This window comes from Paenirhodobacter huangdaonensis (assembly GCF_004022465.1).
In the GTDB taxonomy this organism is placed as follows: Bacteria; Pseudomonadota; Alphaproteobacteria; order Rhodobacterales; family Rhodobacteraceae; genus Rhodobacter; species Rhodobacter huangdaonensis.
The window spans coordinates 116,034-128,835 of record NZ_SAVA01000009.1; the positions used below are offsets into that span (position 1 = coordinate 116,034).

At 66.6% G+C, this 12,802-nt stretch carries 16 protein-coding genes, 1 tRNA gene and 1 pseudogene; 8 read left to right on the top strand and 10 right to left on the bottom strand.

Annotated features, from left to right (window positions below):
• Positions 1–64 precede the first annotated feature (64 nt).
• A complete protein-coding gene (locus EOW66_RS15305; RefSeq protein WP_128157170.1) occupies positions 65–1,219 on the top strand; it encodes a hypothetical protein in 1,155 nt (384 codons plus the stop codon).
• 74 nt (positions 1,220–1,293) lie between these two features.
• Here EOW66_RS15305 and EOW66_RS15310 read toward each other — a convergent pair.
• Positions 1,294–1,449 (bottom strand): annotated as a pseudogene (locus EOW66_RS15310) (Grx4 family monothiol glutaredoxin); the annotation flags it as partial.
• Between the two features lie 461 nt (positions 1,450–1,910).
• Here EOW66_RS15310 and EOW66_RS20830 point away from each other — a divergent pair.
• The 7 genes from EOW66_RS20830 (at position 1,911) to EOW66_RS15340 (ending at position 5,383) form a co-directional block, all read left to right on the top strand.
• Positions 1,911–2,045 carry a hypothetical protein gene (locus tag EOW66_RS20830; protein ID WP_275402048.1) on the top strand — a complete coding sequence of 45 codons (135 nt, stop codon included), beginning with the start codon at positions 1,911–1,913 and terminating at the stop codon, positions 2,043–2,045.
• On the top strand, positions 2,045–2,353 hold the full coding sequence (locus tag EOW66_RS15315; protein ID WP_128157171.1) for a hypothetical protein: 309 nt from the start codon (positions 2,045–2,047) through the stop codon (positions 2,351–2,353). The genes EOW66_RS20830 and EOW66_RS15315 overlap by 1 nt, the downstream gene beginning before the upstream one ends.
• Before the next feature lie 177 nt (positions 2,354–2,530).
• Positions 2,531–2,935: a DUF2312 domain-containing protein gene (locus EOW66_RS15320; RefSeq protein ID WP_338054886.1), complete on the top strand. Its 405-nt coding sequence runs from the start codon at positions 2,531–2,533 to the stop codon at positions 2,933–2,935.
• Entirely contained in the window at positions 2,935–3,117 is a 183-nt protein-coding gene (locus EOW66_RS15325; protein ID WP_128157172.1) for a hypothetical protein, read from the top strand. Before EOW66_RS15320 ends, EOW66_RS15325 begins: the two co-directional genes overlap by 1 nt.
• Complete coding sequence (locus tag EOW66_RS15330) at positions 3,114–3,830, top strand: hypothetical protein (RefSeq protein WP_128157173.1); 717 nt, start codon at positions 3,114–3,116, stop codon at positions 3,828–3,830. The genes EOW66_RS15325 and EOW66_RS15330 overlap by 4 nt, the downstream gene beginning before the upstream one ends.
• Positions 3,827–4,150, top strand: a complete 324-nt coding sequence (locus EOW66_RS15335) for a hypothetical protein (protein ID WP_128157174.1) — start codon at positions 3,827–3,829, stop codon at positions 4,148–4,150. The genes EOW66_RS15330 and EOW66_RS15335 overlap by 4 nt, the downstream gene beginning before the upstream one ends.
• Before the next feature lie 333 nt (positions 4,151–4,483).
• Positions 4,484–5,383, top strand: a complete 900-nt coding sequence (locus EOW66_RS15340; protein WP_239017605.1) for a tyrosine-type recombinase/integrase — start codon at positions 4,484–4,486, stop codon at positions 5,381–5,383.
• A gap of 54 nt (positions 5,384–5,437) precedes the next feature.
• Here the strand turns inward: EOW66_RS15340 and EOW66_RS15345 are convergent.
• From EOW66_RS15345 to sufB, 9 genes are all read right to left on the bottom strand, one after another.
• Positions 5,438–5,514: transfer RNA gene (locus tag EOW66_RS15345), tRNA-Arg, on the bottom strand.
• Positions 5,515–5,603: 89 nt separating this feature from the next.
• Positions 5,604–6,824 (bottom strand): cysteine desulfurase, encoded by a 1,221-nt coding sequence (locus EOW66_RS15350; RefSeq protein ID WP_128157176.1) that lies wholly within the window; start codon positions 6,822–6,824, stop codon positions 5,604–5,606.
• A gap of 11 nt (positions 6,825–6,835) precedes the next feature.
• Positions 6,836–7,423, bottom strand: a complete 588-nt coding sequence (locus EOW66_RS15355; protein WP_128157177.1) for a YIP1 family protein — start codon at positions 7,421–7,423, stop codon at positions 6,836–6,838.
• On the bottom strand, positions 7,423–7,908 hold the full coding sequence (locus tag EOW66_RS15360) for a YIP1 family protein (RefSeq protein WP_128157178.1): 486 nt from the start codon (positions 7,906–7,908) through the stop codon (positions 7,423–7,425). The genes EOW66_RS15355 and EOW66_RS15360 overlap by 1 nt, the downstream gene beginning before the upstream one ends.
• A 1-nt stretch (position 7,909) precedes the next feature.
• Entirely contained in the window at positions 7,910–9,196 is a 1,287-nt protein-coding gene (locus tag EOW66_RS15365; protein WP_380710867.1) for a SufB/SufD family protein, read from the bottom strand.
• Entirely contained in the window at positions 9,193–9,963 is a 771-nt protein-coding gene (gene sufC, locus EOW66_RS15370; protein ID WP_128157180.1) for a Fe-S cluster assembly ATPase SufC, read from the bottom strand. The genes EOW66_RS15365 and sufC overlap by 4 nt, the downstream gene beginning before the upstream one ends.
• Positions 9,964–9,993: 30 nt before the next feature.
• Entirely contained in the window at positions 9,994–10,599 is a 606-nt protein-coding gene (locus EOW66_RS15375) for a hypothetical protein (protein WP_128157181.1), read from the bottom strand.
• 31 nt (positions 10,600–10,630) lie between these two features.
• On the bottom strand, positions 10,631–11,164 hold the full coding sequence (locus EOW66_RS15380; protein WP_128157182.1) for a hypothetical protein: 534 nt from the start codon (positions 11,162–11,164) through the stop codon (positions 10,631–10,633).
• Between the two features lie 105 nt (positions 11,165–11,269).
• A complete protein-coding gene (sufB, locus tag EOW66_RS15385) occupies positions 11,270–12,784 on the bottom strand; it encodes a Fe-S cluster assembly protein SufB (RefSeq protein ID WP_128157183.1) in 1,515 nt (504 codons plus the stop codon).
• Between the last annotated feature and the right edge of the window lie 18 nt (positions 12,785–12,802).

The following is a 12,802-nucleotide window of genomic DNA, read 5'->3' on the forward strand; positions in this document are numbered from 1 at the left end:
TGTTATAGTAATGTCGGTGCCCAGGCGCTTTCTGTGATCAAGATCTATCATGAGGAAACCGATTATGCCGATCCATTTCGATACCGCATTCTCGTTCGACGATCCCTCCGTCAAAGCCTTCCTTTTCGATGGCAGCGCGGCGTCCTACACTGCCAAGCCACCGCAGCCGGCGGGGTTCGGTCACGACTCGCAGGACCGCCGACCCAGCGGTGAGCCGGTCACCGCGATCCAGGACATCGTATTTCTGGTCCAGGAATGGTGGCAGCTTCTGCAGGCGGGCAGCGGCGCGGGCGTCCACCGGGTCGTGGTCGCGATGGAGCAGCGGGTCGAACTGAGCGTCAGCTACTGGGCCTTCTTCCGCGACGGATTGTCGGACGCGGCAATCGCCGAGGGGCGGGCGCTGCTTGCGTCCTACGATCCGGCGAGCGACGGCAACGACGTCGAGGCTTGGGTGCAGGCGCATATCGGGCCGAACCTGCAACTCGACGATTTCGTCCTCGATACCGCGGTGACGCTGCGCAAGATCGACCAGCCGCAGGAGCGCGACATCAGCCAGCGCGACGCGCTGTTCGCGCTGCTCGGCGTCGGCGGGGGCGAGCCGCCGCACAGCGAGATCCCGGTCGTGGGCGATTACTCGCTGCCGCAGTGGGGGCACGACCACCAGCTAGACCTCGTCCTGATCCGCACTGCGGTCTTGCAGGAGGACAGCGCGCCGCCGCTCGATCCGACGACCGGCAAGGAGGTCGCGCCGGGCCACGCGACGGACCCCATGGAGGTGGGCAGGGCGATCGATGACGTCCTCGGCCAGGTCGTCCCGAGCAGTTGCGGCCAGATGAAGCGAGAGCAGTTCGGGCTGTTGGCCCTCGCCGCCTGGCCCGAGTTCAAGATCAGCTGGACGCGAATCCGCATCCGGATCGGCTGCAGCTCGATCAGCATTTCGGTGCCGATGCTGCATGTCCGGCTCAGCAAGCTGGTGTTCTACGTCTATTACTCGCTGCCGAGGAACCTTGGTCGCACCGTCTTCAAGATCGCCGAGACCTGCGCGATCCGCTCAGCGTTGGGAAGCGCGGTGATCGGTATCGTCACCACCAACATCGCGGCGGCGGTGGGCAGTTTCACCCCGCTGTTCGAGCGCTGCCTCGAACGCGAGGTGGTGAACTGCATCCACCCGGGCCTGATGCTGCTGAAGGAGCCGGGCGACTGGGTGCCGCCGGACTGAGCGGGCCCGGTGACCGAAAACGCCCGCCGGTCGGCCGACCGGCGGGCGCTCTCATCAGACAGGACAAGCCACGCTCAGGCGTTGGCTTCGCGGATCTTCTCGGCGGCTTCCTTGTTGTAGGCGATGCCCTTGGCCTCGAAGAGCTGGTCGAGCTCGCCCGACAGCGTCATCTCGGTGACGATGTCGCAGCCGTCGACGAATTCGCCCTTCACGTAGAGCTGGGGGATGGTCGCTTATCCGAAAGTCTGCTCTCACGAAGCCGCGATGCAGCGGCCAATTCAGGACCCAGGTTGGCAATTGCTCGGGAGCGGCGGGGTCGGTCGGCTTGCGCGATGTCCGCTTCGGTCAGTCAGCATCCCGGACCTGCCATTCCGCAATCGGCCCCAAACCGGCCATTCGCGCCCACCGCAGCGAACAGCCGCTCACCGCCCACATCAACCGCATGCCCTCGCCCCACACCGCTGAGGCCACCAGTGCCGTCGAGGTCTGGTAACGGCCGGCACCAACCCATTCCCAGAATGTCTGGCTACCTGCTGAACTTCCGTTCTCAAGGCTGATTCTTCGCCGACCAGAAAGAGGGGTATTTCCCCATTGTTCTTGACATGGGGATTTTCCCCCATTTAGTATCCCCCCATCACCCGCCGCTGACACCCACCCTGGGCCGATCGCGGGATCACCGATGGAGGATCACATGGGAAAGACCCGCCTGCACGTTTCCGACATGCTGCTCGCGGCGCTGATCTGCGCTGGCAGCCTGGTCATCGCCCGCGCCGCGCTCGACACCGCGCTGGCGCTGCCCCACCTCAGCGCCGGGGCGCTGGCCTGATGGTGCTGCCCGTCTCCCCCCTCGCCCGCCTGCTCGACCGGCTCACACCGCTTGAGCCGGAAGACCGCGTCGACGCGATCGTCGGCGAGATCACCGCGACCGGCGCCGGCCAGCTCGAGCTGGACTGGCGGCCCGCCTGGAAATGGCCGCCCGGCTTCGTAGTTGAGCTGGCCGGCGGCAAGATCGAGCTGCACGGCATCGAGGCCACCGGCCCCGACCTTGCCACGCTCTGCGCGCGCTGGATCGCCGCGGCGGTCGATGCCGCCCCGCTGGCCGAGGCCCGCGCGCGCCTCGCGCTGACCGGCTGATTGTACGGCGCGGGCGCCGGGACCTCCCCGCCGCCGCCCGCGCAGCCGCGACCCCGGCGGCGCCACCACTCACGATGACCACAGCTGCCGCCGGGGCAGTGATCCGGGCATGTCGCCCGGTGCGGGCGGGATTGCATTCGGCTGGCACCCGCCCGCCAACCCCTCACGGAGGATCCGATGTTCATGCCCCCCGCCCCCGATCCCCAGAACTCCACCCCGGCCCAGATCCCGGGCGGCAGCGAGACGCAGGCCAGCATGGCCAGCCTCACCGCCATGCCGCCGGTCAACACGGGCGGGCGGATCCCGGTCAAGAACACGCCGGCCGACGTGGCGGTTGGGGATCATCTCTACAACGTCACCGCCGAAGAGCTGCGCCAGTTCATCGAGCAATTCGAGCACCTCGAAGCCGAGAAGAAGGACATCGCCGAGCAGCAGAAGGACGTGATGGCCGAGGCCAAGGCGCGCGGCTACAACACCAAGGTGATGAAGATCATCATCGCGCAGCGCAAGCGTGACCGCGACGATCTGGCCGAGGAAGAGGCTACCCTCGACCTCTACAAGGCCGCCTTGGGGATGGTCTGATGGAACAGCCCCACCACGTCAGCCTCGCCCCGCTCCTCGAGGCGCTGCGCCTGCGGCCTGACGATCCGCGCGTAGAGACGGCGCCGCCTCGCGACGTCATCACCCCCGCCCGCCGACTACGCCGCCGCATCCCGGTGCTGGTCGTGGCGCTGCGCGAGATGCTGGCGGAGGGGCGCGCATGACCGCTCTGCGCGTCCTGATCGGCTGCGAGCGCTCGGGCATCGTGCGCCGCGCCTTCGCGGCCCGCGGGCATGATGCCTGGTCGTGCGACCTCGCCCCGGCCGAGGATGGCAGCAACCGGCACATGGTCTGCGATGTGCGCGAGGCGCTTGGCCTCGGCTGGGATCTGGCCGTCATCTGCCACCCGCCCTGCACGCGCCTCGCCAACAGCGGCGTGCGCTGGCTGACCACCCCACCGCGAAATCCGCCCGACGAGGTCACCGCGGCCGAGCGCGCAGCCTGGCGCGGGCTCGATGACGCAACCCGCCTGCAGATCATGTGGCGCCTGCTCGATGAGGGCGCGGCACTCTTCTCGGCGTGCTGGAGCGCTCCGGTGCCGCGGATCGCGATCGAGAACCCGGTGATGCACAAGCATGCCAAGGCACGGATCCGCGAGTTCCGCCCCTTTGCGCAGAGCGTGCAGCCCTGGCAATTCGGCACCGATCCCGCCGGCCCGGACAATGTCACGAAGCGCACCTGCCTGTGGCTGCGCGGCCTGCCGAAGCTCACGGCCACCGGCACGCTCGACGGCAGCACCGCGCGCGATGAAATCCACCGCGCCCCGCCCGGCCCCGGGCGAAAGGTCTTCCGCAGCCGGTTCTTCCCCGGCCTCGCGGCGGCCATGGCCGAGCAATGGGGCGATCACGCCCTCGAAGAGATCAGGAGGATCGCATGAGTGGTGCACATGAAATGCCTGCCCGGATATGGGCGAACGCAGCTGGGATGAATGGTCGCGGGCGCCTCGTCGGAGCATGGAGAGATGGGGAGAGGCTGGATTTCGACCATTACTGCAATGAACGCCTCGGCATCACAGAATACCGCCGAGCAGACATCACCCCCACCACTGCAGAGGCCATGCGCTGCCCCAAGGTGCGGGTGCTGGTTGAGGCAGCCCGCACGGCGCTGACCGAAATCGCAGCGATCAGCAGCGGGCCGATCCGCCGCATCGCACTGGATGCGCTCGACAAGATGGAGGGAAGTGATGGCAAGGCATGACCTCTTGACGATTGAGGCCGCGGCAGCGGAACTTGGCGTCCCGATGCGAAGCCTGCGTAATGCTGCAGAGACTCACGGCTATCTCGTGCGGATGGGCCGTGCCGTGCGGATCGAGAAAGATAGCCTTGGGGAATTGATTCAGAAATGCCGAGACCAGCAAAAGGCGCACGCCTCCACAAGTTCTCCCACCGCCCGCACTGGTATATCCGAGACACCGGACAGCCAGATCAGTCAACGGGCTGCATCAGCCGCGCAGATGCTGAAAAAGCCCTCGCCGCCTACATCGCGACCAAGGGACGGAAAAGTGCTGCCGCTGACGCGCACGAAATAGCCGTGGCCGAGGTGCTGACTATCTACGCAGAGGAATACGCACCGACCGTCGCAGCACCGGAGAGGATCGGATATGCGATCGATGCGCTCCTGCCATTTTGGGGCGCACTCAAAGTCGCAAATGTGAGGGGCGAAACCTGCCGGCGCTACGCCAAGGCACGCCGCACGACGCAAGGATGCACCGATGGCGAAAGCAGGCCTGTCTCGCCCGCCACCGTGCGCCGCGAGCTTGGAACGCTGCAAGCTGCGCTGAATTACTGCCACCATGAAGGTTACATCCTGTCCGCGCCGGTCGTGACGCTGCCAGACAAGACTGCGCCGCGCGAGCGCTATCTGACGCGCCCAGAGGCGGCGCGGCTGATCTGGGCAGCATACCGCGGCCACAAGGCGGCACACGTTGCTCGGTTCATCCTGATCGGCCTCTACACCGGGACGCGAAAAGATGCGCTCCTGCGCATGGGATTCGCGCCGAACACGGTCGGAGGCTGGTTCGATCTTTCGAACGGAATCATGTATCGGATGGGGGAAGGTGAGCGGGCGACCAACAAGCGTCGGGCCCCTGCACCGATCCCGCGCAAGCTGCTCGGGCATCTCAAGCGCTGGAACGCGCACGGCGCTCGGTGGGCGGTAGAATACCAGGGGGCGCGGGTCGGAGACATCAAGAAGGGCTTCGCCAAAGCGGCGGCCGCGGCTGGTCTGGATAACGTGACGCCGCACACCCTCAAGCACACCGCGATCACCTGGGCGCTGCAAGGCGGAGCTGACAAATGGCATGTCGCCGGTTTCTTCTCAACCAGCATCGAGACAATCGAGAGAGTTTACGGACACCACGCACCCGACCACATGGAATCAGCGAAGAACGCGCTGGATGGTGTGTCAAGGGCTGCAAACCGTTACAAGTAACAGATATCGCCGCGAACGCGGCGACCAAGATAGATCATAACTGTTTGATTTTATTGGTGCACCCGACAGGATTCGAACCTGTGGCCTCTGCCTTCGGAGGGCAGCGCTCTATCCAGCTGAGCTACGGGTGCAGCGCCCGTGCTGGATAGCCGATTGCCGCGGGGCCTGCAACGGGCAATCGCGCGGCGCGGAAAAGTTCCGCGCCGCACCAAAGCTCAGCTCAGCTCAGCAGCTCGTGGCAAAGCTCGAGGGCGGAGACCAGCGCGTCAACCTCCTCGCGGGTGTTGTAAAGCCCGAAGGAGGCGCGCGCGGTGGCGGTCAGGCCAAGGCTCGTGAGCAGCGGCATCGCGCAATGCGTGCCGGCCCGCACCGCCACCCCGCGCTTGTCGAGAATCGTCGAGATGTCATGCGGATGCGCCGGCCCGTTCAGGGTCATCGAGAAGATCGCGCCCTTGTCCGGCGCATTGCCCTGGATGTTGAGCCAGTTCAGCCCCGAGAACTTCGCCTGCGCATAGTCGCGCAGCGCGGCCTCGTGCGCCGCGACATTCTCCATGCCGAGGCCCATCAGGTAATTCAGCGCGACACCAAGGCCCACCTGCTGCACGATGCCGGGCGTGCCCGCCTCGAAGCGCAGCGGCGGTTTCGCATAGGTCACGGCATCGCGGGTCACGGTGTCGATCATGTCGCCGCCGCCCAGGAAGGGACGCATCTCCTCCATCCGCTCGCGACGGATGAAGATCGCCCCGGAACCGCTTGGCCCGTAAAGCTTGTGCCCGGTGATTGCATAGAAGTCGCAGCCGAGGTCGGCGACGTCGACCGGCGCGTGCACCGCGCCCTGCGAGCCGTCGACCAGCACCGGCACGCCCTTCGCATGCGCCCCCGCCGCAATCGCCTTCACATCGACCCGGGTGCCGAGCACATTCGACATGTGGGTGACGGCGACGAGCCGGGTCTTCGGCCCGATCGCGGCGATCACCTTCTCGGGGTCGAGGCTGCCGTCGGCCTCGATCTCGACCCATTTCAGCACCACGCCCTGGCGCTCGCGCAGGAAGTGCCAGGGCACGATATTGGCGTGGTGCTCGAGGATCGACAGCACGATCTCGTCGCCCGGCTGCAGCCGCGGCGCGGCCCAGGCATAGGAGACGAGATTGATCGCCTCGGTCGAGCCGGTGGTGAACACGATCTCCTCTTCCGAGGGCGCGTTCAGAAAGCGCGCGACGGTGCCGCGCACGCTTTCGTATTTCTCCGTCGCCACATTCGAAAGGTAATGCAAGCCGCGGTGAACGTTCGCATAATCCTGTTCGTAGAACTGCGTCATCGCGTCGATCACACAGCGCGGCTTTTGCGCCGAGGCGCCGTTGTCGAGATAGACGAGCGGCCGGCCGTTGACCTCGCGCGCGAGGATCGGGAAGTCGGCCCGGATGCGGTTCACGTCATACATCGGCGGTCCTTTCAGAGGGGGGTCGGGACCGGCACGATCCCGAGCGAGAGCAGCAGCATGCCGAACAGCATCGCCGAGCCGAAGAACACCGCGATCACCCCGAAGGCGACCTTGAACAGGGTGTCAAAGCCATGCAGCGCGGCGGTGAATTGCGTCAGCAGCCAGAACAGCAGCCCGATCAGTGCCAGCGTGCCAAGCACCGAGACGAGCGGAAAGAAGACCATCACCAGGATCTGCACCACCTGGCCGAGGATCAGCAGAAACTCGATCCAGACCACGAGGATCAGCGCATCGGCGAAGCGGCCGGTGCCGCCGAACTGCCGGCCGAAGAAGGCCATGGCGCCGGCGGCGTAGAGCATCAGCGCGCCCTGCACCAGCGCCATCGGCAGCGGGTTCGTCGGCGGGCCGAGGTCGACCTTGGTGACGAAGGAAAACAGCAGCTCGGCCGCGGTGCCAAGCGCCGCCGACAGCGCCATCACCGCGCCAAGCGCGGTGAACCGCGCCGACATCGGCAGATCGAGCGCGATCAGGAACCGCGCCACCTCGCGCGGCGCCTGCAGCGAGCGCAGGACGAGGGTCGTCAGCATCGGACGTTCCATCACCCGGCCTCGAATTCCGCAACGCGCATCCCTGCACCCCAGATCGCCAGGAAGGCCACGAAGACGAGCCCGGAGATCAGGCCGAGCTGCACCCCCTGTCCGAGGAATCCGGCCACCAGCCCCTGCAGCAGCATCAACGGCGAGACCGCGAGCAGCGCCCAGAACAGCGCGATGCGCGCGCCATACCAGCTGCCCCTGGCCCCGAAGAGCCTGGCCACCAGATGCGCAAGTGCGGCGAGCGCGTAGAAGGCCGGCACGGTCGCGAGCAGCGCGATCGCCGTGCCGACCAGCAGCACCGTCATCGGCTGATCGGGATGCTCGAAGCTCTGCCGTGACAGCTGCGGCCACTGGCCGACGAAGATCACCACCAGCGCCGCCAGCAGCAGCGTCAGCGCCCGCGGCTCGGAGCGGGTGCGGGCCAGATGGCCGCGCACCACCGCACGCGGCGCGCGGTAGCTGCGCAAGATGTCGTCGACCGCTGCCATCTCAGCCCCGGTGCCGCGCGAGCCAGGCCTCGAGCCGGGCGACGATCTCGTCCTTCAGCGCCGCGTCCTCGATCTCGCCGATCGCATCGGCGAGGAAGGACAGCACGAGCAGCGCCCGCGCCTCCTCGACCGGCACGCCGCGCGAGCGCAGGTAGAACAGCGCCGTCTCGTCGAGCGCGCCGGTGGTCGAGCCATGCGAACACTTGACGTCGTCGGCATAGATCTCGAGCTCGGGCTTGCCGAGGAACTGGCTGTCGTCGTCCATCAGCAGCGCCTGGCTGATCTGATAGCCGTCGGTCTTCTGCGCGCCGGGCTTCACCAGGATCTTGCCCTGGAACACGCCCACCGCGCCGTGCTTCAGCACCTTCTTGAACACCTGCCGGCTTTCGCCGTTCAGCGCATCATGGGTGATGAAGACGGTGTCGTCATGGTGGAAGGCGCCGCCGGCGCCATCGCCAAGCGCCGCCCCCGCGACATGAGCAACGGCATTGTCGCCCGCAAGCGTGAGCACGCATTCGTTGCGGGTCAGCACGCCGTTCACGGTGAGGGTGAAGCTCTTGAACAGGCCGCGCGCCGCCACCCGCGCGAAGATATGGGTGATCGCGCGGCGGTCGTTGTCACGGCCCTGGGCGCGGATGTGGTGGAAGCGCGCGCCTTCGCCGACCTCGACCTCGAGCACCTTGTTGAACCGCGCGCCGGCCGGTCCGTTCTCCAGCAGGGTCAGCTCGGCGCCGGGCTCGAGCTTCACGCAATGGTGCAGGATCGGGTCAGAAACATCTGATTCATGGATATAAATCAGATTGACAGGTTTCGAGGGGCGGCCGCTCACCCGGATCAGCACGCCATCGGTTGCGGCGGCTGTGTTCAGCGCCGCGAAAGGGCGTTTCACCGGGGTCTGGCCGGCCTCCTCGAGGCTGCCATAGAAGCCCGCGGCCCAGCCCAGCTCCGCCGTCTCGGCCAGGCGGGTGATCTCGATCCCCTCGAGCACGAACGGGTCCGAGGCCGCCGCGTCGAACACGCCGTCGCGGAACACGATCTTCAGCCGGTCGAGCCCGTCGAAGACCGGCACCTCGTCGGTCACGAAGGGCGCCGCCGGAACCGGGTCGGCCGCGCTCAGATCGGCGGCCCGGGTCCAGCGCCAGTATTCGTCGCGCCGCCCGGGCAGGCCCATGGCGGTCAGACGATCGAGCGCGCCGCGGCGCGCCTTGGCCGCGAAGCTGCCCGCCGGGATCGCCAGCGCCCCGAGCCGCGCATCAAGCGGCGTCGCCTTTTCCACCGCCGACATCACACCGCCTCCGCGATGCCGTGGGCCTTGAGGATCTCGGCATAGCCGTTCTTTTCGACCACGAGCGCAAGCTCGGGCCCGCCGGTCTGGATGATCCGGCCGTCGGCCATGATGTGCACCACGTCCGGCTTGATGTGATCGAGCAGGCGCTGATAGTGGGTGATGACGAGGAACGAGCGCTTGCCGTCGCGCAGCGCGTTCACCCCATCCGCCACCAGCCGCATCGCATCGACGTCGAGGCCCGAGTCGGTCTCGTCGAGGATGCACATCGTCGGTTCCAGCATCGCCATCTGCAGGATCTCGTTGCGCTTCTTCTCGCCGCCCGAGAAGCCGACGTTGACCGGGCGCTTCAGCATCTCGGCGTCGATCTTCAGCGTCTTCGCCTTCTCGCGCACGACCTTGAGGAATTCACCGGCCGAAAGTTCGTCCTGCCCGCGCGCCTTGCGCTGCGCGTTCACCGCGGTGCGCAGGAAGGTCATGTTGCCCACGCCCGGGATCTCGACCGGGTATTGGAAGGCGAGGAACAGGCCCGCGGCGGCACGCGCCTCGGGCTCCATCTCGAGCAACTCCTCGCCGTCGAGCAGCGCCGAGCCGTCGGTCACCTCATAGCCGTCACGACCCGAGAGCACATAGGAAAGCGTCGACTTGCCCGAACCGTTCGGGCCCATGATCGCGTGCACCTTGCCCGTTTCGACCGTCAGGTTCACGCCCTTCAGGATGACCTTGTCCTGTTCTTCAAGTTTGACGTGCAGGTTTTTGATTTCAAGCATGTTTTCCGTCCTTCGGATGGCGGGCGCCGGTCACAGCGGGCGCAGGTAGGTGGCGATAATCTGGCCGAGTTTCGCGGGCTCGATCACGGTGGGTTCCGCGCTGAAGACGGCCATCCGGCCGACCATTCCGCCCAAGGGGCAGAAGGCCTCCATCGCGTGATATTGTTCGCGCCCGGCGTAATCGTCCCACAGGATGGTCACCGGGCGGGTGATGCGGAAGAGCGTGGTGAGAAAGCACGCCGCACGGAAGCGGCCGTCGATCAGCACCACGTCGGGGTGGAGAAAACCGGGACGGTCCCAGACCGAGAGCGCATAGCCCGGCCAGGCACGGAACTGGCGCTCGGTCTTGGGATAGCCCCATTCCTTCGTCGGGCCGATCTTCGCGTGATGCAACTCGACCCGGCCCGCGGGCGGGGTGGCGGCAAACCAGGCGCGCATGCCGGCCAGCCATTTCGCATCGCTCTCGACCGAGAACACGGTCTTGCCCGGCAGCTCGGCCGCGAGCGCCGTCGAGCCGCCCGAGCCGTATTCGAGGATGACATCCGCCGCCTCATAGGCCGCGCGCACGGCCCCGGCCTCGGCCGCGGGCAGGGTCAGCACCGGGCGCACCGGGGCGGGTTTCGCGGGCTTTGCCATCACGCGCCCTCCCCGGTCCGGCGGTGCAGGCTCAGAAGGTGAAGAGCTTTTCCCGGAAGACGAGGCTTGCGGGCGCGGTCGCCGCCTGCGCGCTTTCGACCCAGCGATAGGTGAAGGCGAAGCCGGCCTGATCGGGCGCCCAGAAGGCGAGATTGTGCAGCGTCATCGCCGCAAGCACCACGCCCGCAACCTGCGCCGTCCAGAGCCCGGTGCCACGCAGCCGCAGCGCCAGTCCAAGCGCCACGGCCAGCACCAGCCCGCAGCCGATCCCGGTCAGCATCGCGCGGTCGCTCAGCACCTGCCCGGCCTCGGGCAGCGAGAAAAACCGCGCCCGCAGCGCCACCGAGGCGGCATAGGAGACCATGCCGAGCGTGACGCAGAGCGCCATGGCCAGCGGCGAGGCCGCGCCATGTGGCGCCGGCGCCCGCACCCCGGCAAAGTCCTCGGCCGAGCGCACGAGAACCTCCTCGGCGCCCACATGCAGCACGACACGGCCCTTGGTGCGCGCGCGTTCCCGCTCGATCCGGCCCAGCCGTTCGTTGAAGGATGCCGTCGAAATGGTCATGCGCCGCCCCCGTCCAGGTGTTGTCGTCCGGAAGGAACCCAACACCCGGATCTTGCCGGAATTGCGGCAAGCGCGCGGGAAAAGCGTGACCTGCGGCGGCGTGTCTCACCCGACCGACCCTTCGAGGCTGATCGCGACAAGGCTTTGCGCCTCCATCGCGAATTCCATCGGCAGCGCCTGCAGCACCTCGCGGCAGAAGCCGTTCACCACCAGCGCCACGGCCTCTTCCTCGTCCATGCCGCGGGCGCGGCAATAGAAGAGCTGATCGTCGTCGACCTTCGAGGTGGTGGCCTCGTGCTCGACCCGGCTCGAGTTGTTCTTCACCTCGATGTAGGGCACGGTATGGGCGCCACATTTGTCGCCGATCAGCAGGCTGTCGCATTGCGTGTAGTTGCGCGAATTCGTGGCGCGCGGGTGCATCGAGACGAGGCCGCGATAGGTGTTCTGCGCCTGTCCGGCCGAGATCCCCTTCGAGACGATGCGCGAACGGGTGTTCTTGCCCAGGTGCACCATCTTCGTGCCGGTGTCGGCCTGCTGATAGTTGTTGGCGATGGCGATCGAGTAGAACTCGCCCTGGCTGTCATCGCCGCGCAGCACGCAGGACGGGTATTTCCAGGTGATCGCCGAGCCGGTCTCGACCTGGGTCCACATCACCTTCGCCCGCGCTTCGCGGCAATCGGCGCGCTTGGTGACGAAGTTGTAGATCCCGCCCTTGCCGTTCTCGTCGCCGGGAAACCAGTTCTGCACGGTCGAATATTTGACCTCGGCATCCTCGAGGATGACGATCTCGACCACCGCCGCGTGCAGCTGTGCGGTGTCGCGCTTCGGCGCGGTGCAGCCTTCGAGATAGCTCACATAGGCGCCGCGGTCGGCGATGATCAGCGTGCGCTCGAACTGCCCGGTGTTCTCGGCGTTGATGCGGAAATAGGTGCTGAGCTCCATCGGGCAGCGGGTGCCCGGCGGGATGTAGACGAAAGAACCGTCCGAGAACACCGCGGCGTTCAGCGTGGCATAGAAGTTGTCGGTCTGCGGCACGACCGAGCCGAGGTATTTCTTCACCAGCTCGGGGTGGTCCTTGATCGCCTCCGAGATCGAGCAGAAGATCACCCCGGCCTCGGCGAGCTTCGCCTTGAAGGTGGTGCCGACGGAAACCGAATCGAAGACCGCATCGACGGCGACCTGACGCTCGCCCTCGGGCATGTCCTCGGCGCCCTCGACACCCGCAAGGATCAGCTGTTCCTTCAGCGGGATGCCGAGCTTCTCATAGGTCGCCAGAAGCTTCGGGTCGACCTCCTCGAGCGAGCGCGGCTTCTTCTCCATGCTCTTCGGCCGGGCGTAGTAGTAGAGATCCTGGAAGTCGATCTTCGGCACGTCGAGCAGCGCCCAGTGCGGCTCCGCCATCGTCACCCAGCGACGATAGGCCGCCAGTCGCCACTCGAGCATCCATTCGGGCTCGTCGTTCTTCTTCGAGATCAGCCGCACGATGTCTTCGGAAATGCCCTTCGGGGCATAGTCCATCTCGATCTCGGTCTCCCAGCCGTATTTGTAGGAGCCCATGTTCTGGACCGTCTCGATGGTCTCGCGGTCCACGCCTTCGCGGATCTCAAGTTCCTGTTCCAACGCCGTCTTCCTTTCCGC

Excerpts from the sequence above, each read along its gene's own strand:
- EOW66_RS15375 (WP_128157181.1), bottom strand. The coding sequence starts at position 10,599 with ATGGCAAAGCCCGCGAAACCCGCCCCGGTGCGCCCGGTGCTGACCCTG.
- EOW66_RS15330 (WP_128157173.1), top strand. The coding sequence starts at position 3,114 with ATGACCGCTCTGCGCGTCCTGATCGGCTGCGAGCGCTCGGGCATCGTG.
- EOW66_RS20830 (WP_275402048.1), top strand. The coding sequence starts at position 1,911 with ATGGGAAAGACCCGCCTGCACGTTTCCGACATGCTGCTCGCGGCGCTG.
- EOW66_RS15335 (WP_128157174.1), top strand. The coding sequence starts at position 3,827 with ATGAGTGGTGCACATGAAATGCCTGCCCGGATATGGGCGAACGCAGCT.
- EOW66_RS15355 (WP_128157177.1), bottom strand. The coding sequence starts at position 7,423 with ATGGAACGTCCGATGCTGACGACCCTCGTCCTGCGCTCGCTGCAGGCG.
- EOW66_RS15360 (WP_128157178.1), bottom strand. The coding sequence starts at position 7,908 with ATGGCAGCGGTCGACGACATCTTGCGCAGCTACCGCGCGCCGCGTGCG.
- EOW66_RS15315 (WP_128157171.1), top strand. The coding sequence starts at position 2,045 with ATGGTGCTGCCCGTCTCCCCCCTCGCCCGCCTGCTCGACCGGCTCACA.
- EOW66_RS15325 (WP_128157172.1), top strand. The coding sequence starts at position 2,935 with ATGGAACAGCCCCACCACGTCAGCCTCGCCCCGCTCCTCGAGGCGCTG.
- EOW66_RS15380 (WP_128157182.1), bottom strand. The coding sequence starts at position 11,164 with ATGACCATTTCGACGGCATCCTTCAACGAACGGCTGGGCCGGATCGAG.
- EOW66_RS15320 (WP_338054886.1), top strand. The coding sequence starts at position 2,531 with ATGTTCATGCCCCCCGCCCCCGATCCCCAGAACTCCACCCCGGCCCAG.
- sufC (WP_128157180.1), bottom strand. The coding sequence starts at position 9,963 with ATGCTTGAAATCAAAAACCTGCACGTCAAACTTGAAGAACAGGACAAG.
- EOW66_RS15305 (WP_128157170.1), top strand. The coding sequence starts at position 65 with ATGCCGATCCATTTCGATACCGCATTCTCGTTCGACGATCCCTCCGTC.
- EOW66_RS15350 (WP_128157176.1), bottom strand. The coding sequence starts at position 6,824 with ATGTATGACGTGAACCGCATCCGGGCCGACTTCCCGATCCTCGCGCGC.